Below are 21,885 nucleotides of genomic sequence, written 5' to 3' on the forward strand. Positions count from 1 at the left end.
ATCTGCAGATATCCCCGGCTCCAGGAGCAGTTCGATATCTTGCCGTTCATAGAAACGTTGTACCCGATAGAGGGCTTTTCTGTCCGTCAGAATATTGATGAGAAGGGCCTTAATCCGCACCCCGACGGAAACACGGCAGTCTTCGGGTTTGACTGGAACAATCGCATCAATACGCTCCACCCATTTCAATCGCCGTATGAGTTCAGCGAATACGGGAGCTGCTTCAACCTGAAACTGCGATATGGGTTCAATCAACTGGAAATCCTCCGTGCCATGTTGCGATGGATGAAAGATTTCGCTGTGAACCCCCGTAAACCCTTTGGAAAATTACTGAACCACCCTATATCAGGCGCGGAATCTGTGTTATTCACAAGCTGGCACCAAATCCGCAAACTGGCGGGATTGAACTTGAGGGAAAACAGTTCCGGCAAGCATAAAGGGCAAACCCGCATCAGCAAGCGGGGAAGGGCCAGGTTACGAGCACTGCTGTATCAAGGCGTGTTCCACCTGGTAGCGGTAAATGCAGAGTTCAAACTCCTGCATCAACACTTCAAGACCCGTGGGGATAACCCGCTCAAGCCGAAGCAATCGCTCATCGCCCTCTGTGGAAAACTGATACGGATTCTATTTACCATTGGAACCCGGCATGTGGACTATGATCCCGAACGAGTACTGGGACTCGCTTATCGACAACTCACGAGCCAGATGGTTGCGTAGTTCACAGGACTGACGGCTAAGCTACCGGATGAATTCCTTATTGGTCGCATGATCTGCATTTGACAAACGTACAGCACGGAGAAGCCAGCAGATATCTGATCCATTCGGGCATAGACCCTGCACATGAGCTTGGCCGGCCTCCACCCTTTCGATAGGCCGTACGAAGGACTGCTTGGGGCACAGACCCTGTGAGACATGAGAGGGTAAACCACGAAAGTGTTTGGTGAAGATCCGAGGTGCGTACCAAACCAAAATCTAGAAGGCGATGCTACACCGTCTGGTTTGGTACACCCTCAAACGGGTCGGCCCACTCACATCACACATTTTGCGGTCTGGGTACGCAAGGAGTCAAATGCGAAATCGTGCGATTGAGTGAGAAAAACGAAGAAAAACCTACTTTCCCTGAGAGAGGAAGTGGGAGGCCAGAATCATGCTCTTTCAAGTTCCAATCAGGCGCTCAGTTGATCCATGGTGGTATGAAGACATGTGGATTGTGGAAGTTTGTTGGGGGCATCCCCCAACCAGATGCGGGCGGATATAAAGTTTTCAAGGAACAAGCGCATGATAAAGAAGCGGAGTAGCCGTCAAGCGACTCCGGTGACTCAACCGATAACAATCATCTATGGGTCAATGGGAACCTCCCCATCCATGGGTGAAAACGGGTATTGCGATACTGCGAGATTGTTTGGATGGGGAAGCCCCATCAACCACTTCCCATCCTCCTGAGCAGCTGTCTCATTCGGATGGTCTTGAGCCGGCTCTGGAAATTCTCCAGCGCTGTTCCAGCAGTTCCGGACCTACTGGAAATTCGACGGAGGAGAACTTATACTACCCTCATACGAGGAGGGGGAACTTTATGGACTACCGGAACGTTACGGTCGCTGGGGGTGGCGTCTTAGGCAGCCAGATTGCCTTTCAGACTGCCTTTAAAGGGTTTCATGTCACAGTGTATGACGTAAGTGATGTGGCGCTGGAAAGCGCCAAAGACCGAATCAAAAACCTGAAACCACGCTATCAAGAAAGTTTTGGGGTCCCGCAAGATCAGGTGGATGCGGCGTACGAGAGGATGCAGTTCTACACCGATTTAGCCAAGGCCGTCGCAGATGCCGATTTGGTCATTGAAGCGGTTCCTGAGGTGGCGGACATTAAGATGGACTTTTACAAGACATTAGGTCCGCTGGCACCCGCCAAGACGGTCTTCGCAACCAATTCGTCCACGATGTTGCCGAGTCAGTTTGCAGACGCGACGGGACGCCCCGAGAAATTCTTGGCACTGCACTTTGCGAACGAGATTTGGATCCATAACACAGCGGAAATCATGAAACACCCGGAGACGGATATGCAGGTCTTTCAGGACGTCATTGACTTTGCCCGGGCGATTGGCATGGTTCCGTTACCGTTGTACAAAGAACAGCCGGGGTACATTCTCAACTCTTTGCTGGTTCCGTTCCTGGAGGCTGCTCAGATGTTATGGGTAAACGAGGTGGCGGATGTTGAGACGATTGATAAGACGTGGATGATTGCCACCGGGGCGCCGGAAGGCCCGTTTGCCATATTGGATACCGTTGGTATCCGCACGGCCTACAATATCGCGGCCGGAAAGGCGAATGCTACCGGGAGTGCGGATTACAAGAAATTGGCGGAGCGCCTGCAGACAGAGCTCATTGCGAAGGGTAAGCTGGGAAGAGAATCGGGGGAAGGTTTCTATCGCTACCCAAACCCGGCTTTCGAGCAACCGGATTTTCTCAAGGGTTGAGCACACTTCCTCGTTTCGCCCAAAAGGACTGCCCCTTGCGCCATCGCGCTTGGGACAGCCCCCGTATTGAACCCGACTTTGTCAAGACAGATGGGATGGCCTTTAAGAGAGAAGCGGGGGTCTTGAAATTCCGATAAAGATTGTCTCACGCTGCGTTCCGTCGTGTTTGCCAATTTCTGAATTTCAACGGCGACCGATAACCGAGTGCGGAATGTGGTCGGTCCGTGTTGTGAAAATGAATGTACGACTCAATCGCCGCTTTCGCCTCGTCCAAGCTACTGTAGGGTCTGCTGAACGAGTCACGAGTTCACCAGCGTAGTTGAAGTTTGGACCTGTTGGAGCCACGAAAGAACAAGGGACAGAAGAAGGCGAAGTCGGTGTTCCAAGTTCATCACGAGCAGTTGCAGCGCGATAACCGTCTCGCTCGTTGCCTGCAGGCACGCCCGAATCAAGCCGAGACCGTACAGACACTTGCCTTCGCCGAACTTCCCTTCAATTTTGTTTCGTTCCGCTGCGTCCTGTCTCTCAATCCGTGCCTCTTCTGCTCGCGCCGTCTTTGAGGGCCGACCGAGTGGAGGTCCACTCAGGCGAATGCCACGCTCTTTGCAGTAACGCAGGTTCTCCCGACTCCGGTAGGCCCTGTCGGCCAGCACAGCTTCCGGATAATTGCCATACCACTCCCAATAGGCCTCCACTGCCACCTGCAGGGTATTGCCTTCGTGTGTCCCAGTGTCCAACCGCTCCAGCCTTGCGTACCCATTCACACACTGATTGCCACCTTCGTGCCAAACTTCACGTTGGCGCGTACCTTACCACGTACGATGGGCCTCACATGGTTAACTTAATCCCTCAAGTTTCGCACCTTCAGCTCAAGTTTGACAGTACCCTTGATGTGGCGCGGATTGTAGGCGCAAGTTTGTACCACACGCACGCTAGCTCCGCATCGCTGCGGGGCTCGCAATCGACTATGGGGACTCACGGTCTTCGCGGTGGTTCTGTCGGGCGTTTACTGGGCAGGGTCAGCACACTCATGGTTCGAACGGACAAGGTCTTGTTCGGCATCGGAATACCCAGGCTGGTGAGGATTTTCTTCACACTGTCGCTCGCTTTCGTCACGCTGAGAAACTCCTTGTCCATGGCGTGCACCGCCTGCCATCGCCTCAGTTCACGTACAATGGCTTCTCCGGTGTACCAGCGCTTATCCAACTCCGTCAACGCCTTGGCTCGCTCCTGGTCATTCTCGATTTTCTCCGCGTCGTTCTTGTCTTGCTCCCATTGGCGACGGTACAGCACTTGCATCTCTTGCTCGAACAGATAGGCCAGCACGCAGACAAAGATGTGCCCTCTGACCCTCTGCTCGTTCCAGGGATACACAGATCCCACATCGAGGAAGTTCTTGATTTGGTCAAACGCCCGTTCAATCCCCATCAGCGTCTTGTACGACAACACCACGTCCCCTGCGGACAAGTCGGTGTTCGTCCGAATCAGGAACTTCCCGTCCCGCAGTGCCTCCTTGGCAACGGCTTCTTCATCCCATTGGTATGTCAATACCCTGTCCCTGTAGTCGACCTGAAAGAACGCCTGAACCCCCTTCTTTGTCAGCAGTTCCGCCACCTTGAGCATGACACCTTTGTCGGTCGGTTTTCGGCCGCGCCTTGGTTTCGTCAACCCTTCTGCCAAGGCCATTAGACCGGTCTCGGCCTCCGCGATAGCACTCTCTCGAAATGCGGCATCGTGGGCCGCCTTCTCGGGATTGTAGCAGAGGATGTACCGTACGCCGGCCGTCTTTTCATCGTCGTCCACACTCTCCGCTGGCACCTCGAGATAGCGCAGGTTGTCCTTGAGTTCGCTGTATGTATCGACATCTGCAAACTGCTCCAGCAACGCGTCGCTCACGATTCGGCCACGCTTGTGAAACCCGACGATGTACGGAAATCCAGCCTCCGCCATCAAGGCCATGTTCTTTTCCGTGACCATCCCGCGGTCACCGACGAACACACACTGCTCGACCGCGAATTGCTCCTTGAGGCGCTTCAAGATGTCGGGCACGGTCTGCTTGTCCGAGACGCTGCCCGCGAACACCTCGTGGGTGATCGGGATACCCTCCGGTGTCACCAGCAGCCCGAGCTCGACTTGCTCGAGATCCGGGCGATGAGTGCGCGAGTACCCATGCTCGTCTAAGGGGCAGGCGTGCCCGTGTAGGTGCGTGCTGGTCAGGTCATACGGCACCAAAGACAGCTTGAAGTTGAGCAAGTCCGTCAGCCGACTGTACAACGCCCGCTCCAGCTGCGGTTTGATCTCCACGAGGTGATCCAGCGCCCGATAGAAGTGCTGAAGCTGCCACGGTTCCGACCCGGCGTCCGGAAGATACAGGTCATCCAGCGTTCGAAACAGACGGAGTTTACTGGAGGGGTCCACCAATCGATGAACCACCATGGCCTGCACGTACCGGGCCACGTCGAAGGTGATATCCCGGTCTTTCAATGCATCACGGATGGCCTCTGTCAGTCCGAGCTGGTTCCACAGAAATTGAACCACGTAGGGAACACCAAACTGGAGGACCTGCTGGGCCTCGAAGTCTTCGAGCGAACCCGTAGTGCGGTGTTGTAGGAGAGACTCGAGCGTCCGGATAATCTGCTCAATCTCCCGCTCTGAGTACTGACTAATGTTACCGAGACTAGCGACACGGCGTTTTTTGACGGTCCCGCCCTCGCGAGAGGACTCGACGATGTGGAGATATTTGTAGGTTTTACCGTCCGGTTTCTTTGTGGATACAATTTGAGCGAACACGGAGCTCACCACCGCCAATATTTATAACCACAATTATGCCAAATAACTCCTTTCATATTAATGAAAAATGATCCTTTAGTTTGACCTACATTTTTGATGCAAAAGTACCACCAAACAACGAAAAAACCGCGCCGTAGCGCGGTGTTGGCCTCTGGATCAAGGGGTGTTACTGTCAAACTTGAGATTAACCAGCACCACTCAGCCATCGATGGCAAAGCCCTGGTGACTCGGTCAGGATATTTATTCCATATTCACACACCACCCCAACTTCCTCCCGCACTCACGCTTCATCCATGATACTCCTCCACATACTCAGGCCCGTCATTCTGCACATTTCTCACCAGATGATTCACTTGGAAATATAGGTCTGTAGATCATGAACGAAAGTTGCTGCATCCGTTTCAGAAGGAAAAACGCGCTTAGGAATGACGAACAAGTTTCTAGCGTTCTTGAACCTTAGAAATATATATTTATCCGTGTCTTTGCAGCTTTTAGCGTACTTCCAGTCAATCTTAGCGTTTAGGCCTGCCCCGTTTACTCCAAAACCATCTGGGCCAATAGTAATCACCATAGGTTCTTGTCCTGAACTTTCCTTGTGAGTGCGATTATACATGAGGTTTAATCGACAATAGAGAAGAATGGGTACCAAGATAACAAAGAGTAAAGACATATACAGGAGATGAGTCATAGAGCAAATTATCAAAACGAGAATAAAGCCAGCGAGTATAATCGCCCCATGCCGATTTCGGGTCGTTTGAATAAACGACAGTTTAATATACTCCGGTTTCGTCAGTGAACAATTTGTCAGGAAATAAGTACCTTCTCTTTTTTTCATCAAGATTCTCCCACTCATTGTTTTGTTTTATTTTATAAGATACTCTTATTTAACGACGATTGAAATCGTTCCATTGTGATTCGTGATCTCGCACGACGCGGACGAGGGTGCGGCGATAAAATGTTTCGAGGAACGGAGGTTAGCAATTCGTTTGCAAATACGGTTCTGGATTGCGGAGGGTATGGAAAAGCGGCTCCCCGGGGGAGTCGGGAAGCCACACCACGACTAGCGGAGAGGGTGGGATTCGAACCCACGGTGAGCTTGCGCCTACAGCGGTTTTGAGGTTCCCAACGTATCATTTTTATTGAATAAATGAGCACATGAATTAGCACATGGGCGCTTGTGTGCGGTTTGTGTGCGAACTCAGCCGAAATGCGTGTCAGTGGATGTAAATACGGTTCAGAACAGAGGGCCTAAAATGCCTGTCATGGCGCGGAAAATGACACTCAGAGGAACTGCCCGGTATTCGGTGTAAAATGCCTCCGGCCTGCCTTACAAGCAGGGGGTCAGCGGTTCGAGCCCGTTACCGCCCACCATGAAGAAACCCCGCATATACAACGAAAATCGGATGGAAAGCTGTTATTGGCTTCTATCCAATTCGTGTTTCAGTCTAATTTTCCGTGATGATCTATCTATTCACGCGAACCCTTCGAATGAATCGATGCTACTTCAAGCTTGAGCTGATCTGTTTTTTAGGAGAATCAAAGCACAGATCCGTAACTGATGGCCTTTAGAGCCCTCAGCGGATGGATACCCGTAAGCACGCCCCCAGGTCCAGGACAAACGTACAGACAACCCCGAACCCAGGAAAGCTGCTGCTCGATGCCACATGCGCGCTGGCGGACATCTCCTGTCTGACCGACTTGTCGCTTCTAAATGAGGCCCGTGACCAAACGGCCTTGTTCATCGTTTGTGTGCATTAGGTCTCCAATCCTTATGTAAAGTACTCGATTTTGGCTTCCGGGAAGTGTCGGTCGAGCAGTTCGCGAAATAGGTCTTTGATCTCCTGTTGCTGCTCATCGGTGTAAACGTACTTTCCGATGCCGTAGCGGCCCCACTTGTATTTGCGCTTATTTTCATCCAAATCAAGTTTTGTCTTGGGATAGCGCTGTTCTATAACTCGCTTAGCAGGTTTGGTAAACCGGTGCTGAATCAATTCGAACGTTAGGTCACGGCGGGTCTCCGGCGGCATCGCCTCGGCCAGGTTCTGAACGAGTTTTTTGTAGTCAGACTTCCAGTCGTCGTAAAGATAGATTGGAGCAATGATAAAACCAAGTGGGTAGCCGGCGAAGGCGGCCTTGCGAGCGGCGGAAATCCGCTCATGCAGCCGGGCGGTCGACGGTTCAAAATAACGGATCACATACTCTGTGTTGACCGAGAAACGGATGCGCGTGTGGTCATTGTGCTGTAGCAGAAGCAAGGAATCAATCTGGTCGTACTTCGTTACGAAACGAAGGCGTCCGTACTCTTGTGTAGCCATAAACTCAATCAGTTCCTTAAGTGATCCCGTGAGGTGTTCGAGGCTCAGTGGATCGCTCGTGCAGGCAGCCTCAAAGCGGGTGATTTCGGGCGCACGTTGGTCGATGTAGCGTTTCGCCTGTGCTAGGATGTCCGGCAGGTTAACGTACACTCGGATGTAAGGCCTGGTGCCGAGCGTCGTCTGGAGATAACAGTAATGGCAATGACCAATACATCCGGTCGCGATGGGAATGGCATACTCCGCAGACGGTTTAGAGCTATCGAATTTGAGTGTTTTACGCAGGCCAACCACTAGGGTTCGTTTCGCATTTCGGTACTTCTGTAATGGATTATTCCCTGGCAGCCCGGTTACCCGGTTGTGCGAGGTGGTCGTCAAAATTTCAACTCCAAGAGCGCGTAGCTTTGCGTAAAGCTTACGTCCCAGCGGGTAATCTAATGCTTCGGGTTCAAAGTAGGCTCGGTCGGGGATAAACGGCTCCATGCTCATCCTCCTGGTGTTGACGAGTGTCTCGGACCTAGCTTGGTCCGTCGGATATGACGTATGCATAATGCGCCACGCCGGAATCATCCATTTTGTGTAAGTCTATACATGGGGAAGGCATTATAAGGGGATGATGAACTGCGGAACTGATTGGAGGAATGAAAGTGGGAGCGAGGGACTCGGTTCATGTCATTGATTCCCTTTGTCCATTGTGTGGTGGGAATTTGTGGAAAGATGAACTCACCCGGGAAGTTTGGTGTTCAAGTATGAAGTGTCGGTACGGCGTAGAAGAGGAAATACTGTACGAAGAAGGAGAATTGTCAGCAACCCCGTAGCTGAATCAAGGGGTTGCATCGCGCATGGCTGGTTGACCGCAACCCTCCTGGGAGACCAGCAGCGAAGTTGAAGAGCACTAGATAAATGGTAGTCACAAATGTCTCAAACCCAGGCGCTCGCAATCCGTGCTAAGATAGAAGAGGTAAGAGTCCGGCGTTTTCATCCACAGGCCATCGAAACGAGCGGGTTACGACAAGGCCGGCCTGCTGTCGATGGCCACACATGCCTTGCCTGGAGGGATGAGCGGGCATGAAAACTTGGGTTTGGCTTAAGATGGTGTTGAGCGGTTGTTGTGGTGCCGCCATCGTCCTCGCGGGTGTTATTTATTATTTCGCGCATGAGCGGCAACAAGCAACGAAAACAAACAAATCCGTACCAAAAGTGACCATTCAGGTTGGACCCGCCCAGCCGGTATATACTGTGAACCCAAACGGACAGACTGTGCAACAACAGCGGGAGGTGTACGCAGCCGTCAAGCGAATGCTGCAATCCTCGGGTAGTCTCAGCCTGGATGCATCGGGGTTTGTCCAAGCCGCCCTCTCTTCTGCAGGTGTCTCACTTCCGCGTACGATTGCGGATCAGGCGCAAACCGGTACCATCATTCAAGATAAACAGGATTTACAAACCGGCGACCTTGTATTTTTTGATCTCTCGGGCAACGGGAATGCACCGACTTTTGATGGGGTCTATATGGGTCAAGGACAGTTTGCAGCTCTGACAACGCATGGCTTACGGTTAATTGCGTTGAGCGATGAATACTGGGCTGGGAAATATCTGTACGGTCGCAGGGTTCTTGGCTAGACTCCCATTTCGCCGGGGCAGCACTATCAGAAAGATGAAAATGGTCACCTGAGGCTCTTTTCAGGATATACGGGTGCCGAACCACAGGGATACCCGTGGTTCGGCCATGGCAGGATGTTATTGTTCTTCACGCAGGTCCCCGACAGGTGCCGTATAGACCTCTCCGTTTTCGTAGTGAACTTTCGCGTAGCCATTGGTCTCGTAGATTTCATCAATGTGGACCGGTTTCCCGCGATAAGTTACGGGGATGATGCGGGGAGATTCGAGGATCTGTTTCGCGCGTTGAACATCCATGAAGATCGACCTCCGGAAAAAATCTTGAGTGATGGTGGTCCAGGATGGGTTCAGTGGCCCAGCCGTTTCCGCAACCCCGTCAGCGGCTCAGGTATGTCGCGTTCACGTATCGCTTGACAAACAGCGTCCTTCCTCATAAAATAGATGATGTCCCATTGATGTGGGAAGCATACAAACCAGTCATGGTATACATGGAGTGATGGCCGAGTAGGTCGAAGGCGCTCGCCTGCTAAGCGAGTATACGCTGTAGAGGCGTATCGAGGGTTCGAATCCCTCTCACTCCGCCAGATACGAAGCGAGCTAAGGGCTCGCTTTTTGATTGCCGAGATTCGTTGGTCTACCTTTTGTGGCGCGACTGATGGCATTTTTGTCCGCACTTTTTCTCCAGAGTTGTCATTCCGCGGATACTATTGAAAGCGAGCTTGTTGACCGATGGCTTCTTGGTACCACGCCAAGAAGGCCTTGGCCAAAGCCGCTTCAATTTCGTTTTCCTTGAATTCCCCGTTGAAGACCACTTTCTGATCCAGCCAATCTGCGAACTTGTCGAAGACGTTGGGCATCTGTTGCCAATGCCCGTCCTTGACCAAAACTTGGACAAGCCTACCCTTGCATTTGGTGGAAACTGTGAAGACCGGTGGTAGGCTTGGCCCCTCCAGGGTGATTGTAAATCCCGGGTGGTTGTCTGGGGATAGTCCTACGCTTAAGTGTTCATCGTTCGCCGCCCATTCGTTTGCCCACCGTTTGAGACATTGCTTTAACAATCGCTCTGTCGCCATCTGAACGGCTTCCTTCTCCTGTTCCTGCATGTTGTGGAGGGTTGCCAGCAGTTCTTGTTGGTGCCGGATTCGTTCCATTTCTGTGGTCACATCGGGAATATGGGACATCGGATAGCACCTCCGGATTTTGAGACGGAATATACGAAGTGATGGTCGGCCAAAGTGATGAATGGTCTGGCATTTTCAGTCTCGCTGTTTAAGCGCCAGATATACAGGTACGATGGCGGGGAAGTCGTTGAAATTCGTCGATCCCGCCGGACTGTCGTGGGTATGACAGGGGGTGTCGGAGGGAGAATAAACAGGCAGTCTCGGTGAGGAGGCAGTTGGATGTTTGAGACGAATCAGGAGAAGAAGGTTGGTCAACAGCTGCGACAGTGGGATATTGATAAACAGCATGTACCGCCCATTTCACGCAACCTCCAGGAGAATGTAGAGTACCTCAACCGTCTGCTTGGCATCGGATATGGTCCGGGAAACGCGTGGGATCTGATGGCCAAGCCGTTTCGCTACGGCGGTTTGAACATGATGGCATACGTTCTAAACGGATTTTTCACCACCACCAACCTGGTTCTGATTCTGGACAATTTTGAGCGGCAAATCAGTGAATTTGTGACCCGAAAGCAAGGTCAGGACTTCAGTATTCAAGAACTCGCGGAGTTTCTTAACACGCATATTGGCTTCGTCCAGGTTCAGCCGTTTGCGGACATGGGGGAGCTCATCCGTCAAATTCTCTCCGGACCCATGGTCATTTTTATCGATGGATTTGATGTAGCGCTGCTCATCGATACCCGTATCTACCCGATGCGTAGTATTGGGGAGAGTGAGATTGAACGCACCGTGCGCGGCCCGCGAGACGGCTTCGTAGAGACGATGCTGTTTAATGTCGCATTGGTTCGCCGCCGGTTAAAGGACCCTCGCATTCGAACGGAACTCATCCAGGTGGGAAACCGCTCGAAAACCGATGTCACGATTATGTACTTACAAGACGTCACGAACCCTGAACTGGTCGACAACGTCCGCAGATCCCTCACTTCCATCGACGTAGATGCGATTACGATGGCCGAACAGGCGATCACCGACCACATGATGCGTGTCAAATGGAACCCGTATCCCGTTGTTCGTTACACGGAGCGAGCTGATGTGGCCGCGACAGCACTCGTTGACGGTCATGTGTTAATCATTCCCGACACCACACCTGAGGTCATTATTGCGCCGGTGACATTCTTTCAGTTGCTGCAAAACCCAGGTGAGTATCATTCGTATCCGCTTGTCGGTACGTACATGCGATGGGTCGTTTTACTCTCCGTCATCGTGAGCACCATCCTGCCGGGGCTGTTCCTGATGGTGAATCTTCATCCCCAAGTGGTGCCAAAAGAGTTTTCATTCTTTCGTGCGGACACCACATACCCATTACCCGTTTGGGCGCAGTTGTTGGTTGCAGAGATTGGGCTCGATATTTTACGCATGGCAGTTGTCAACATCCCGAGCGTCCTGGCGGGATCGGTCAGTATTGTCGCTGCCGTCATCTTTGGCCAGTTTGCCAGTAAGATTCAGCTCTTCCAACCCGAAGTGCTGGTCTATATGGCTTTCGTGATGATTGCTCAGTTTGCGATTACGTCGTTTGAATTGGCGAATGCGAACGCGCTGACGCGCCTGTTTCTGATTTTGACTACGGAAGCAGGATTCGCCGTCGGCATCCGCGGCTGGGGGTTTATCCTTGGTCTTGCGGCGTGGGTATTGTTATTAGCGACCACACGTTCTCTCGGGGTACCTTATTTATGGCCATTGATTCCATTCCGTTGGAAAAATGGCATGCAGGATGTGCTGCTGCGAAAACCGATGTCCACCATTCGTGGACGACCTCCGATTCTCTTCACCCGCACGGCCAAACGGAAAGGCTGAGCCTGGCACTCGGCGAACGTCATCTAGGCGATCACCCACATGGGCCTCGACGCATAGGTTATCGTGGTCGCTGGCATACACGGCCAGAGGCTGCGGAAACTTGACCGTCGAGGTGATGTGCGTGCGACGAACACCTCCCAATCCTCAGGTCCGAGAACAATCCCAAGAGATCTTACAGCGTTACCGTGACGGTCAGATTGCGCTGGCAGAGGCGTTACAGTGGTTGGCGGGTCCAGCAGAAACGAAATCAGATGCGGAAAGTCCGCCTTTGACGCGTTCCGCGTTGTTGAGTCAACTCGCGGAACTCGACACGTTGGTCGGTCTCGAACAAGTCAAGGCGACGGTGCGGGAAATTTTTGCGTTGTTCTATATGCAGCAGCGGCGTCGTGAATTTCATCTGCAGACGGAACCGGTGGTTTTGCACATGGTGTTTAAAGGCAATCCAGGTACGGGTAAGACCACGGTAGCTCGTTTGCTGGCAAAGATATTTCACCAATGCGGACTGCTTAGCAAAGGACATCTGGTCGAGGTTGAGCGCGCAGATTTGGTCGGAGAGTATATCGGGCATACGGCACAAAAGACGCGTGAACAAGTGAAAAAGGCCTTAGGCGGGATTTTATTCATCGATGAGGCTTATTCACTGGCTCGCGGCGGTGAAAAGGATTTTGGACGAGAGGCTATCGATTGCCTCGTCAAGAGCATGGAGGATTACCGGAATCAATTTATCGTCATTATCGCTGGGTACGAACGGGAAATGGACTGGTTTCTGTCCACCAATCCGGGCCTTCCCAGCCGTTTTCCCATTCATCTGGTGTTTCCCGATTACGATGTCAGGGCACTTATGAACATCGCCCGCAAGATGGCCAGTGAACGGCAATATCAACTGAGTCGGGAAGCCGAACAAAAGCTGCGCGAGCATCTGAAAGAGGTGCTCTCCGTTCACGATCCGTATGGCCGTTTTAGCAACGCGCGGTTCGTTCGCAACACCATTGAGCGTGCCATACGCCGACACGCTGTTCGGTTGTTTGATGAAACACGTTTGAATCGAGAGACTGCCATGACGTTGGAGGCTCGTGATTTTGTCTGGGAGGGGGAAGTCTTTTGAGGTGCGTTCTTGTAATTGGGCGCAGCAACGTTGGGAAAACGCTATTCTGTATCCACTTCGCCGAGTATCTCGGCCTCTCCAAGCTCATCTGGAAAATTCAGCAGCCTTCCGGTCAACTCGAAAACAAGCGGCTGACCGTACCGCAAGCGGAAACCACATTGACCGACGCCTCTCCGCACTTTACACGCTGTTTGCAATCGGTGGAGATCGACGTGCCGAAAAGGAAAGTGGATTGCCGACTGATGCTTACCGACTCGACCGGACTCACCGATGGAATTCATTCCGATACGGGGTTACGTTATGCCATGGCTCAGACGCTCGAAGCACTATTACAGGCCGATGTGATTTTGCATATGGTGGACGCGGCCCAGTCGGCCTGGGAACCGTTGGATGAGCAGATATACCTCTATGGCCGTACATGCGACGCTTATCTTGTATTGGCAAATAAGATTGATTTGCCGGCAGCCAAGCGGGGGTATCGTCAACTCACGCGCCGTCTCTCGTCAACCCGAATACTCCCGATTTCGGCTCTCTACGGAAACGGATTTCGGGAGGTAAAGCAATATGTCTGGCGGATGGCTTGATTATGTACGAGTGTTCGCTTGTTTGTTGCTCATGGCTGGCGCCATTAAAGTGATGGATGATTACCTGGACAGAGATTTCGACCTGACTTGCGGGAAACGTACCCTGGCTGCGCGTCTGGAACGATCCGCGCTACCCTATGGGCTGGTGCTTGCGCTGGTCGCGACGTTTCTTGATTTGCGTGTTGCCCTGGCCGTTTTTTTTGGCAGCTACGCGGTTGGGATGTTTGCGAATTGGAAGGAAAAGATGCCGACCCACCTACCTGCATACGTAGAAATTGTCGCTTCGATAATATTGGCTTGCCTGTTTAGCGGGTGGCAAACTGCACTCTGGGGAATTGCGATGATGGCGGCCATCGATTGGCTTGATGATCTCTTAGACCAGGCTGTCGACCGACGGAGTGGGCAGAGAAACTTAGCATCTAAAATGGGTACGATTGAGACTTTGCTCTTGGTGCTTGCGGCGCTTGGGGTGGCCGTGTTGGTCAACGCCTCGTTGACCGTCCTGGCATTCTTAGCCCTTCCCATGATTATCGTGCTCGACGAATTGACCACACAGCGCCTATGGAAGACATCGGAGGAAGACGGGGTGAATGTTCCGTGATGGGGTCCGTTGGGTGGCTCGTGATTGTGGCCGTCCTTTGGACGTGTCTTGTCTTTGCTGTGGCACGGCGCATCGGGACGGCTGAAGGAAGACAAGAGGCCAAGGCCGAAATTCCCATTCAATTGCGGGTCTGTGCATTGAGAGAGGGCCGCTGTCCGGTCTGCGACAAAACCTATGATACAATCGCGCAAGAGGAATGACCCGAGGTCATCCGGCTCCACGAAACAACGTAAAAAACGACGTGTTGTAAGCACAGATTCATATCTTGGAAAGGATGCCCATATGCAGAATACAGGATCTTCACTTTTAAAAGCGGCCTGGCAAAGGGTACAGCCGGTGTTTACGCAAATTGACGCCCAGGCCATTGAGAATCAGCGGAAGGTTCTCCGGGCCTTTCAATCCGAACAGGTGGCTGCTCATGATTTGTTGGGGACCACGGGGTATGGTCTCGACGATGCGGGGCGGGACAAGCTGGAATCCGTTTGGGCGCGTGTCTTCGCGACGGAAGCGGCGTTAGTCCGACCTCAGATTGTTTCTGGCACGCATGCCTTACGGCTGGGGTTGTTTGCAGCCCTGCGTCCGGGAGACCATTTATTGTTTGTCACAGGCACCCCATACGACACCTTAGAGTCGGTCATTGGGCTACGAAACGCTCGTGGGAGTCTGCGGGACTGGGGGGTTGAATGCACCACCGTACCGCTCGGCGAAGACGGGCAAATTGACCTGGAGGCATGCCAGGCTGCGATACGGCCACAGACGAAAGTGGTGATGTTTCAACGTTCCCGTGGCTACAGTGACCGAAGGGCGTTTTCGGTAAAGGAGATTGGCGACGCGATTGACGCCATCCGCAAAACCGCCAGACAAGCGGTTATGTTGGTGGATAACTGTTACGGCGAATTTGTCGAGACGTTGGAACCGTCAGAGGTCGGTGCCGATTTGGTCATAGGGTCATTGATTAAGAATCCGGGAGGTGGATTGGCGACAACCGGGGGATACCTGGTTGGCCGACAGGACTTGATCGAGGCGGCTGCGGACCAATTGTACGCCCCGGGATTGGGACGCGAGTCTGGCCCCACACATACCTTTTTACGGTCGTTTTACCAGGGGCTCTTTTTGGCTCCCCATGTGGTGGCCCAGGCTCTAAAAGGTTCCGTCTTGGCTGCGGCCGTGTTCGAGGCGGCCGGGTTAAAAGTGTCGCCGAGGTGGTCTGAACCGCGTACGGACCTTATCCTTTCCATTCGGTTTGACCAACCGGATCCGCTGTTGGCTTTCTGTCGCGCGGTGCAGGCGAGTGCCCCGATTGATTCGTTCGTTCGCCCGGAGGCGGCCCCGATGCCTGGATACGATTCGCCCATTGTCATGGCAGCAGGTACGTTTGTTCAAGGCGGATCGCTCGAATTGAGCGCCGATGCGCCATTGCGTCCACCGTACGTGGCCTACATGCAAGGCGGGTTGACGTTGGAGCATGTGTACCTGGCCTTGGAAAAGGTTCTTGAGACGATCCCGGTTGATCAACGTTAAGAAGTTTATGTCTTCCGTAAACTTATATGTCAGGAAACATGACATACATAGTTGCTCCGTTCGACAAGGAGTGATACGATCACGATAACCGCTGGGCACGGAGGGGTGGCGATGGACCTCGGAGACCGGATGCGGCAGCCGCTTTTTTCCATTGGCATCGTACAGCAATTGACCGGATTAACCGCTCGGCAAATCCGGTATTATGAGCAGCAAGGCCTGGTTTCACCCGGCCGTACGCAAGGGAACAGACGTCTGTTCTCGTTTGTCGACGTGGAACGTCTGGTTCGAATTCGTGGTCTGCTGGATGAGGGGATGACCCTGTCCGATGTACGGAACTTTTTAGCGGCCGAGGCAAAGCAAAGGCGGAAAGGCAGAATGGTCAAAGAGGAAGCGACGGACCGGCAGGTATACCGCTGGATTGAGCGTGAATTGCTCGGCGAGGGCAAAGGCCCATCCCAGTCGGTGCTGCAAGGCGATTTGTCGCGGTTCTATCGTCGTCGTCCATGAGTGCCAGATTGTTCGGGCGTGATCGCCGTCGTTGGTGGTCCGACGGGCAGAATATGCTTTGAGTGGAGGGTATCCATTGAAGCCAGACTACAGCAAGGAACAGATTTTGGAACTCGCGAAAGAGCATGATGTGAAGTACGTCCGTCTGCAATTTACGGATCTCCTCGGAGTCGTGAAGAACGTCGAAATTCCTGTGGATCAGCTGCCGAAGGCGCTGGATAATAAGATCATGTTTGACGGTTCTTCCATTGAAGGCTTCGTGCGCATTGAGGAGTCCGACATGTACCTGGTGCCGGACCGGAGCACGTGGCTGGTTCTTCCGTGGACTTCGGAACAGGGTTCGGTGGCTCGGCTAATTTGTGACATATATACGCCGGACGGTGAGCCTTTCAAGGGCGATCCTCGCTCCGTGTTGAAGCGTGTCCTCAGTGAAGCTCGTGACATGGGATTCACAACGTTCAATGTCGGACCCGAACCTGAGTTTTTCCTCTTTAAACTGGATGAACGTGGCCGTTCCACGCTGGAGGTTAACGATGAGGGCGGCTACTTCGATTGGGCGCCGCTGGATTTGGGTGAAAATTGCCGTCGCGAGATTGTCTTGACCCTGGAATCTATGGGCTTTGAAATCGAAGCTTCGCACCACGAGGTGGCTCCGGGACAGCACGAAATTGACTTTAAGTACGCGGATGCGGTGGCGGCTGCCGACAACATTGCGACGTTCCGCATGGTGGTTAAGACGATTGCCCGCCAATACGGGTTGCATGCCACGTTTATGCCGAAACCGGTATTTGGAATCAATGGTTCGGGCATGCACTGCCATCTCTCTTTGTTTAAAGACGGGCAAAATGCGTTCTACAACGAGTCTGATGAACTAGGACTGAGCCAAACGGCCCGGCATTTCTTGGCTGGAATCTTGGAGCATGCGCCTGCGTTTACTGCCATTTGCAACCCAACGGTCAATTCGTACAAGCGCTTGGTCCCGGGATTCGAAGCGCCATGTTACGTGGCTTGGTCGCCGAAGAACCGCTCGCCGCTCGTCCGGATTCCGGCTGCACGCGGTATGAGCACCCGCATCGAAGTCCGTAGCCCAGACCCGTCTTGTAACCCGTATCTGGCGATTGCCGCGATGCTGGCTGCTGGTTTGGATGGAATTCGTCGTCAACTGTCTCTGCCGGATCCAGTCGACCGCAACATCTATATCATGACGGAAGAAGAGAAAGAGGAAGTCGGCATCCGCAGTCTGCCTGAAAACTTGCTGCTGTCGCTTGAGGCACTCGCGAAGGACGAGGTCATCTGCGGTGCGCTTGGCGAACACGTTCTCACTCACTTTACGGAGGCCAAGAAGATTGAGTGGAATATGTATCGCACTCAGGTCACCGAGTGGGAAAAGGAACAGTATTTGAGCGTCTATTGATCAAACCTATGGACATTCCGTCATAAACAGGGGCTGCCCTGCAATCCCATCGTAAAACGGGGGAAGGGGCAGCCCCTTTCTCATCGCTCCTGGCAGGATGGATGGTATACATGTCAAGGAACCGTATCTGGGCCCCTCAATCGATACGGCGAAATACGCCTATGACCTTTCCCAAGATGCGAACATCCTTGTACCGTAGGGGCAGCATGGTCGAATTCTCGGGTTGCAGGCGAATGTGGTCGCGCTCGCGATAGAACCGTTTTACGGTCGCCTCGTTATCCTCGGTCATGGCAACGACGATTTCTCCATTTCTCGCAGTCTCTTGTTTCCGCACAATCACGTAGTCACCGTCCAGGATACCCGCATCCACCATGCTATCTCCTTGCACGTTCAGGAGATAGACCTCGTTGTCACGCACCATATCTTTGGGTAGGGGAAAATAATCCTCAATGTTCTCTATGGCGGTGATGGGCATCCCGGCAGTAACCTTGCCGACAACCGGAGCCAATACCAGATCCGCTGCGGGGAACGACGGATTCGCTTCCGGTGGGTCTTCGAGAAGTTCAATCGCGCGCGGCTTGGTCGGGTCTCGTCGGAGAAAACCTTTGGCTTGTAAGCGGGTCAGGTGCCCGTGGACGGTAGAACTGGACGTGAGTCCCACCGCTTCTCCGATCTCACGAACCGACGGAGGATATCCTTTTTCGCGAATGTTCTTCCGGATGAAGTCAAGAATGGCCTGTTGTCTTGGGGTCAGACCTGTCACAAGGAATCCTCGCTTTCCGTACCACGTACCATTTTGTGCAATCATAACATAGATCCGCGGTGCACACAAACAAACGTTCCCGTCCGTGAGCCTTGACACGAACATATGTTCTATATTACGTTTGGAGACAGGAACATACGTTCGCAACGGTTTTGCAACAATCCGATGGGGAGGGACCGGATTTGTTCAGCTATCGGCAATTGACCGGGGCACGGAACGAACACCGTCAGCGAGTTAATGGGGCGTCCCGGGTGAAGAGATGGCCAGTCGAATGGGTTCTCGGTATCGTGGTGTTATTATGGGTTGTTGTTTGGATGGCAGCCGATGTTCTTCAGGATAGCCCGCGTGTCGTCAGGGGAGTTGTAGCGTATCGGGTTCAGCCCGGAGATACTTTGTGGTCGATTGTTGAGAAAGAACGTCTGGAAGGAGATACGCGCCACTGGGTGGAATGGCTTCTGGAGTTTAACCATTTACCCAACTCAAACAGCCTGCGACCTGGCGAGATACTGCGGGTGCCACAACCCACAGGCCACCTGCCTTGAAGCCTCTGTCATTTTAACAGTCCAAGGCTTTGGCACGCTCGCAGTACGCCATCCTCTTCAACGGTTGTGGTGACAAAGGAAGCTTGCTTCTGGACGTCGGGAGCAGCGTTCCCCATGGCCACCGAGATTCCGACTTGTTGGAACAGCGGAATGTCATTCCCGCCATCGCCGATGTGTATCGCTTGGTCTGGACGGATGCCGAGGTGAGACAGGAGTATCTGGGCGCCCACTGATTTATCGCATGAACCCTTTTGTAGGTCAATGGCATGAAAATCCCAGCGGTACAAGAGGCACTCTGGAAACTTTGCGCGAACTCGATCGTCCCAGTCTGGAGTAAGCAGCACGTTCGACTGAAATACCGATTGGCTATCGCAAGACCACTCGGTCTCTTCGATTACCTGGATGGGCGGAAAATCGTACGCATCCAGCAGAGGGCGGAATTGCCCGGGAATCGATTCAAAGGTGACGGCCGACTCGGTGGTGTGCAGAATGAGTGGCAACTTGTACCGTTTGGTAAACGAGATCATCCGCTGAACGACTGTAGCGGAAAGAGGAAATGACTGAATGATGTGTCCCTTTGAATAGGTGAGCGCTCCGTTGAAATAGACGCAATGCCTAACGCCCAACTCCGCTTGAACCTTCCTGCCGTGCAGGACAGAACGGCCTGTACACAGGGCAACTTCTATCCCGTTGTTTTGAAGGCCGCGAACGACACGGTGCGCGCTTGGGACCAAACGCCGGTCATGCACCAATGTGCCGTCAATGTCGAGGAATACCATACGAATGTCCAATCAAGCTCCTCCTTGCTGGAGTCCATGAAACTCACTGGCCTCATTATACATGTTAGACATGGATGATCTTCCCGACGGTGTGTGAAATGCAACGGAAGGTCTATCGTGGGGTTCGTTGCACCTAACGAATCCATTACAGTATCATAACCTTGTGTGCTTGTAGGCTTGCAGGAGTCGGGAGGACAAACCATGTCAGTTACAATGGAGCAATTAGTTGCATTAGCCAAACATCGCGGATTTATATTTCCAGGTTCGGACATCTATGGCGGTCTAGCGAATGCTTGGGACTACGGCCCGCTCGGCGTCGAACTGAAAAACAATTTGAAACGCGTGTGGTGGCAGAAGTTCATTCAGGAGTCTCCCTATAACGTTGGATTGGACGCGGCCATCTTGATGAATCGCGAGGTATGGGTTGCGTCTGGACACGTCACGAACTTTAATGACCCGATGGTGGATTGCCGTCAATGTAAAGCCCGATTTCGGGCGGACAAGCTTCTCGAAGATGCTCTAGCCGAAAAAGGAATCGAGCTGTTGGTCGACGGGCTGCCGTTTGCGGAAATGGAATCCTTGTTGCGTAAGCACGATGTTCACTGTCCGGAGTGTGGTGCGGCAGATTTTACGCCCATTCGTCAATTCAACATGATGTTTCGCACCCATCAAGGAGTTACCGAGGATACCAGCAGTGAAATCTTCTTACGGCCGGAGACGGCACAAGGAATCTTCGTGAATTTCCGCAATGTGCAACGTACGATGCGAAAGAAGCTCCCTTTTGGCATCGGACAGATTGGGAAGAGCTTTCGCAACGAAATCACTCCGGGGAATTTTATCTTCCGAACCCGCGAATTTGAGCAGATGGAGCTGGAGTTTTTCTGCGAACCTGGGACCGATATGGAATGGTTTCGGTATTGGCGCCAGTTTTGCTACGACTGGTTGCGGACGCTCGGGCTTTCCAAGGAGAACCTACGGCTTCGTGACCACGCACCTGAACAGCTTTCCCATTATAGCGCCGCCACCACGGACGTCGAGTATCACTTCCCATTTGGTTGGGGCGAGTTGCTTGGGGTGGCCAATCGGACGAACTATGATTTAGGGCAGCATCATCAGCATTCCCATGAAGACTTTATGGTGTCTGAAGAGGGGAAAGAGCCGTTTATCCCGTACTGCATCGAGCCTTCCATCGGTGTGGAGCGTTTGCTGCTGGCGATATTCGCCGACGCATACGAAGAGCAGTCACTGGATGGTGGGGATACGCGCACTGTACTGCACTTCCATCCAGCCATCGCGCCGTTCAAGGCTGCGGTGTTTCCGTTATCGAAAAAGTTGTCTGAACCTGCACGCGAACTCTTTCAGCAACTATGTCGAGAGTTTCGAGTGGATTATGACGAATCGGGTTCCATCGGCAAGCGATATCGTCGCCATGATGAAATCGGCACTCCTTACTGCATTACGTATGACTTTCAGTCGACAGAAGACCAGTGTGTGACCATCCGCAATCGCGATTCCATGGAGCAGTCTCGCGTGCCGATTGCGGAATTGAAGGACTGGCTGCGCGAACACACCCGGCTCTGACACTTGAGTTGCCCTGGTGCATGTCCGGGGAGGACTTGGGCAGACCATAAACGGGGGTGTGTGGCATGACAAATCAACACACGGACAACCATAATGATGCGTTCACGTTTTATGGCGCTCTGAAGCAAAACGACATTGCGGAAGGCATTGTCGATCGACGCAACCGGGTGATGGATGAGGCAGCTTTGACGCCTATCCCGTGGAAGCAGATTCACCACGCAAACGTGCCGCATCTGTCCAGGCGTTCGAACTGATTTGGAGTGGACATCACATTCCCGCAACGGTCGGGGGAGCTGCAGCTCCCCTTTGCCGTATTCGGGT

At 52.9% G+C, this 21,885-nt stretch carries 20 protein-coding genes, 1 tRNA gene and 3 pseudogenes; 14 read left to right on the forward strand and 10 right to left on the reverse strand.

Features of this window, described 5'->3' with window-relative positions; genetic code table 11:
* The coding region (locus H522_RS21105; RefSeq protein WP_155836388.1) for a DUF4277 domain-containing protein at window positions 1–255 on the reverse strand (255 nt) is incomplete at its 3' end.
* Window positions 256–366: 111 nt separating this feature from the next.
* On the opposite strand from H522_RS21105, the pseudogene H522_RS21110 reads away from it, so the two are divergent.
* Window positions 367–717, forward strand: a pseudogene (locus H522_RS21110) (transposase); the annotation flags it as partial.
* An 856-nt stretch (window positions 718–1,573) separates the two neighbouring features.
* Complete coding sequence (locus H522_RS0111560) at window positions 1,574–2,473, forward strand: 3-hydroxyacyl-CoA dehydrogenase (RefSeq protein ID WP_026962432.1); 900 nt, start codon at window positions 1,574–1,576, stop codon at window positions 2,471–2,473.
* 145 nt (window positions 2,474–2,618) lie between these two features.
* On the opposite strand, the pseudogene H522_RS22525 reads toward H522_RS0111560, so the two are convergent.
* The 5 genes and pseudogenes from H522_RS22525 to splB form a co-directional block, all read right to left on the reverse strand.
* Window positions 2,619–2,756, reverse strand: a pseudogene (locus H522_RS22525) (integrase core domain-containing protein); the annotation flags it as partial.
* 16 nt (window positions 2,757–2,772) lie between these two features.
* Window positions 2,773–3,308 (reverse strand): annotated as a pseudogene (locus tag H522_RS19100) (transposase); the annotation flags it as partial.
* 140 nt (window positions 3,309–3,448) lie between these two features.
* On the reverse strand, window positions 3,449–5,272 hold the full coding sequence (locus H522_RS0111570; RefSeq protein WP_425387020.1) for an IS1634 family transposase: 1,824 nt from the start codon (window positions 5,270–5,272) through the stop codon (window positions 3,449–3,451).
* Between the two features lie 340 nt (window positions 5,273–5,612).
* On the reverse strand, window positions 5,613–6,116 hold the full coding sequence (locus H522_RS22530; protein WP_081412090.1) for a YcxB family protein: 504 nt from the start codon (window positions 6,114–6,116) through the stop codon (window positions 5,613–5,615).
* 916 nt (window positions 6,117–7,032) lie between these two features.
* Entirely contained in the window at window positions 7,033–8,058 is a 1,026-nt protein-coding gene (splB, locus tag H522_RS0111585) for a spore photoproduct lyase (RefSeq protein WP_026962435.1), read from the reverse strand.
* Between the two features lie 585 nt (window positions 8,059–8,643).
* Between splB and H522_RS20610 the strand changes: the two genes are divergently transcribed.
* Window positions 8,644–9,195, forward strand: coding sequence for a C40 family peptidase (locus H522_RS20610; protein ID WP_051344209.1), 552 nt, complete (start codon window positions 8,644–8,646; stop codon window positions 9,193–9,195).
* 117 nt (window positions 9,196–9,312) lie between these two features.
* Here the strand turns inward: H522_RS20610 and H522_RS21120 are convergent, their stop codons facing one another.
* A complete protein-coding gene (locus H522_RS21120) occupies window positions 9,313–9,489 on the reverse strand; it encodes an H-type small acid-soluble spore protein (RefSeq protein WP_081412091.1) in 177 nt (58 codons plus the stop codon).
* Window positions 9,490–9,682: 193 nt separating this feature from the next.
* On the opposite strand from H522_RS21120, the gene H522_RS0111600 reads away from it, so the two are divergent.
* Window positions 9,683–9,776: transfer RNA gene (locus H522_RS0111600), tRNA-Ser, on the forward strand.
* 120 nt (window positions 9,777–9,896) lie between these two features.
* Here the strand turns inward: H522_RS0111600 and H522_RS0111605 are convergent.
* Entirely contained in the window at window positions 9,897–10,373 is a 477-nt protein-coding gene (locus H522_RS0111605; protein WP_026962436.1) for a hypothetical protein, read from the reverse strand.
* 219 nt (window positions 10,374–10,592) lie between these two features.
* Between H522_RS0111605 and H522_RS0111610 the strand changes: the two genes are divergently transcribed.
* The 8 genes from H522_RS0111610 (at window position 10,593) to glnA (ending at window position 17,899) form a co-directional block, all read left to right on the forward strand.
* Window positions 10,593–12,167, forward strand: a complete 1,575-nt coding sequence (locus tag H522_RS0111610) for a spore germination protein (RefSeq protein ID WP_081412092.1) — start codon at window positions 10,593–10,595, stop codon at window positions 12,165–12,167.
* 121 nt (window positions 12,168–12,288) lie between these two features.
* Complete coding sequence (locus H522_RS0111615) at window positions 12,289–13,272, forward strand: AAA family ATPase (RefSeq protein WP_245578096.1); 984 nt, start codon at window positions 12,289–12,291, stop codon at window positions 13,270–13,272.
* Window positions 13,269–13,856 (forward strand): GTPase domain-containing protein, encoded by a 588-nt coding sequence (locus H522_RS0111620; RefSeq protein ID WP_026962439.1) that lies wholly within the window; start codon window positions 13,269–13,271, stop codon window positions 13,854–13,856. The genes H522_RS0111615 and H522_RS0111620 overlap by 4 nt, the downstream gene beginning before the upstream one ends.
* Window positions 13,837–14,457 (forward strand): hypothetical protein, encoded by a 621-nt coding sequence (locus tag H522_RS19110; protein WP_051344210.1) that lies wholly within the window; start codon window positions 13,837–13,839, stop codon window positions 14,455–14,457. The genes H522_RS0111620 and H522_RS19110 overlap by 20 nt, the downstream gene beginning before the upstream one ends.
* Window positions 14,454–14,657 (forward strand): hypothetical protein, encoded by a 204-nt coding sequence (locus H522_RS0111630; protein ID WP_155836394.1) that lies wholly within the window; start codon window positions 14,454–14,456, stop codon window positions 14,655–14,657. The genes H522_RS19110 and H522_RS0111630 overlap by 4 nt, the downstream gene beginning before the upstream one ends.
* An 82-nt stretch (window positions 14,658–14,739) precedes the next feature.
* The gene (locus H522_RS0111635) at window positions 14,740–15,978 is read left to right on the forward strand and encodes a methionine gamma-lyase family protein (RefSeq protein WP_026962441.1); all 1,239 of its coding nucleotides are present in this window, start codon (window positions 14,740–14,742) and stop codon (window positions 15,976–15,978) included.
* 111 nt (window positions 15,979–16,089) lie between these two features.
* Window positions 16,090–16,485: a MerR family transcriptional regulator gene (locus H522_RS0111640; RefSeq protein ID WP_026962442.1), complete on the forward strand. Its 396-nt coding sequence runs from the start codon at window positions 16,090–16,092 to the stop codon at window positions 16,483–16,485.
* Window positions 16,486–16,561: 76 nt separating this feature from the next.
* Window positions 16,562–17,899 carry a type I glutamate--ammonia ligase gene (gene glnA, locus H522_RS0111645; protein ID WP_026962443.1) on the forward strand — a complete coding sequence of 446 codons (1,338 nt, stop codon included), beginning with the start codon at window positions 16,562–16,564 and terminating at the stop codon, window positions 17,897–17,899.
* 136 nt (window positions 17,900–18,035) lie between these two features.
* On the opposite strand, the gene lexA is transcribed toward glnA, so the two are convergent.
* Together lexA and H522_RS0111660 are read right to left on the reverse strand one after the other, a co-directional pair.
* A complete protein-coding gene (gene lexA / locus H522_RS0111650; RefSeq protein WP_026962444.1) occupies window positions 18,036–18,662 on the reverse strand; it encodes a transcriptional repressor LexA in 627 nt (208 codons plus the stop codon).
* 550 nt (window positions 18,663–19,212) lie between these two features.
* On the reverse strand, window positions 19,213–19,995 hold the full coding sequence (locus tag H522_RS0111660; RefSeq protein WP_026962445.1) for an HAD family hydrolase: 783 nt from the start codon (window positions 19,993–19,995) through the stop codon (window positions 19,213–19,215).
* Between the two features lie 189 nt (window positions 19,996–20,184).
* On the opposite strand from H522_RS0111660, the gene H522_RS0111665 reads away from it, so the two are divergent.
* On the forward strand, window positions 20,185–21,564 hold the full coding sequence (locus tag H522_RS0111665; protein WP_026962446.1) for a glycine--tRNA ligase: 1,380 nt from the start codon (window positions 20,185–20,187) through the stop codon (window positions 21,562–21,564).
* Between the two features lie 65 nt (window positions 21,565–21,629).
* The gene (locus H522_RS0111670) at window positions 21,630–21,818 is read left to right on the forward strand and encodes a hypothetical protein (RefSeq protein WP_026962447.1); all 189 of its coding nucleotides are present in this window, start codon (window positions 21,630–21,632) and stop codon (window positions 21,816–21,818) included.
* Window positions 21,819–21,885 lie beyond the last annotated feature (67 nt).

It is taken from the genome of Alicyclobacillus herbarius DSM 13609 (genome assembly GCF_000430585.1).
In the GTDB taxonomy this organism is placed as follows: domain Bacteria; phylum Bacillota; class Bacilli; order Alicyclobacillales; family Alicyclobacillaceae; genus Alicyclobacillus_G; species Alicyclobacillus_G herbarius.